The 2,396-nt window shown below is 67.8% G+C and carries 2 protein-coding genes; both read right to left on the reverse strand.

Annotated elements, in window-relative coordinates:
* Window positions 1-210 (reverse strand): ribosome-binding factor A (locus VN856_RS26060; RefSeq protein WP_325694702.1); only part of this gene is annotated, 210 nt, incomplete at its 3' end.
* A gap of 30 nt (window positions 211-240) precedes the next feature.
* On the reverse strand, window positions 241-2,396 hold a 2,156-nt coding region (gene infB, locus VN856_RS26065; protein WP_325694704.1), incomplete at its 5' end, for a translation initiation factor IF-2.

Below are 2,396 nucleotides of genomic sequence, written 5' to 3' on the forward strand. Positions count from 1 at the left end.
AGCCTCGGCGCCGGCGTAGTCAGGCTCGTCGTTCAGGGTCGAGCCCATCACCGTGTAGTACAGCGTCGCGTCGTGCAGATCACCCGACATCTTCGAGTCGACGATCGTCACGCCGGCCAGTCCCGGATCTTTGATCTCGTACTCGATTGCCGAGGCGACGATTTCGGAGATCCGTTTGGACAGCCGGCGCGCCCGCGCCGGGTCAGCCATGCCGCACGGTCAACTTGTCGGAGCTCATACTCAGACGCGCTCCTTCTCCACGAGTTCGTACGTCTCGATGACGTCGCCCTCTTTGAGGTCGGAGTAGGTCAGCGTCAGGCCGCATTCGTATCCGTCCCGAACCTCGGTGACGTCGTCCTTCTCCCGTCGCAGCGAGGACACCGTGAGGTTTTCGGCCACCACGATGTTGTCCCGCAGCAAGCGGGCCTTGGCGTTGCGCCGCACGATGCCGGAGGTGACCAGACATCCCGCGATGAGACCGACCTTCGACGACCGGAACAGCGCGCGGATCTCGGCACGACCGAGCTGGTTCTCCTCGTAGACCGGCTTGAGCATGCCCTTGAGTGCACTCTGGATCTCGTCGATGGCCTGGTAGATCACCGAGTAGTACCGGATGTCCACGCCTTCGCGGTTGGCCAGCTCGGTGGCCTTGCCCTCGGCGCGCACGTTGAACCCGATGATGATCGCGTCGGAGGCCGACGCCAGGTTGACGTTGGTCTCGGTGACGCCACCGACGCCGCGGTCGATGACGCGCAGTTCGACCTCGTCGTCGATCTCGATGCCCAGCAGGGCCTCCTCCAGCGCCTCGACGGTGCCGGAGTTGTCGCCCTTCAGGATCAGGTTGAGCTGCGACGTCTCCTTCAACGCTGCGTCCAGATCCTCCAGGCTGATCCGCTTGCGCGAGCGCGCCGCCAGTGCGTTGCGCTTGCGCGCGCTGCGACGGTCGGCGATCTGACGGGCGATCCGGTCCTCGTCGACAACCAGCAGGTTGTCACCGGCGCCGGGCACCGAGGTGAAGCCGATGACCTGCACCGGCCGAGACGGCAACGCCTCTTCGATGTCGTCGCCGTGTTCGTCGACCATTCGGCGAACACGACCGTAGGCGTCACCGGCAACGATGGAGTCGCCGACCCGCAGCGTGCCGCGCTGAATCAGCACGGTGGCCACCGGACCACGGCCACGGTCCAGGTGTGCCTCGATCGCCACACCCTGGGCCTCCATGTCGGGGTTGGCCCGCAGATCCAGCGCTGCGTCGGCGGTCAGCAGCACCGCTTCTTCCAGCGCCTCGATGTTGGTGCCGGCCTTCGCCGAGATGTCGACGAACATGGTTTCGCCACCGAAATCCTCTGCCACCAAACCGTATTCGGTGAGCTGGGAGCGGATCTTCTGCGGGTCGGCGCCCTCCTTGTCGATCTTGTTGACCGCCACCACGATTGGCACGTCGGCCGCTTGCGCGTGGTTGATCGCCTCCACCGTCTGCGGCATCACACCGTCGTCGGCGGCCACCACCAGAATCGCGATGTCGGTGGCCTTCGCGCCGCGGGCACGCATGGCGGTGAACGCCTCGTGACCGGGGGTGTCGATGAAGGTGATCGGCCGCTCGTCGCCGTCGAGGTCGACGGTCACCTGGTACGCACCGATGTGCTGGGTGATTCCGCCGGCCTCTCCCTCTCGAACGCTGGCATTTCGAATCGTGTCCAGTAGTCGGGTTTTACCGTGGTCGACGTGACCCATCACGGTCACCACTGGCGGCCGGGTCTGCAGATCTTCCTCGGTGCCTTCGTCCTCGCCGTAGGTCAGGTCGAAGGACTCCAGCAGCTCACGGTCCTCGTCCTCGGGGCTGACGACCTGGACGACGTAGTTCATCTCGCTGCCCAGCAGCTCGAGCGTTTCGTCGCCGACCGACTGGGTGGCTGTCACCATTTCGCCGAGGTTGAACAGCGCCTGCACCAGCGAGGCCGGGTTGGCGTCGATCTTCTCGGCGAAGTCGGACAGCGAGGCGCCACGTGCCAGGCGGATCGTCTCGCCGTTGCCGTGCGGCAACCGCACACCACCGACGACCGGCGCCTGCATGTTTTCGTATTCGGCGCGTTTCGCCCGCTTCGACTTGCGGCCACGTCGCGGCGCACCGCCCGGACGTCCGAATGCACCGGCAGCGCCGCCGCGCTGGCCCGGCCGGCCGCCACCGCCGCCGCCGCCAGGGCGACCTCGGAAGCCACCGCCACCGCCTCCGGGTGGGGCACCGACGCCGCCGCCACCGCCACCGCCGCGGTAGTTACCGCCGCCACCGCCGCCGCCGGGGCGACCGCCTGACGGGGCGCCGGGCCGACCGCCGGGGCTGGGTCGCGGACCACCGGGACGCGGCGGGCCACCGGGCCGCGGCGGGCGACCTGGCC

This window comes from Mycobacterium sp. (assembly GCF_035603715.1).
GTDB lineage: Bacteria > Actinomycetota > Actinomycetes > Mycobacteriales > Mycobacteriaceae > Mycobacterium.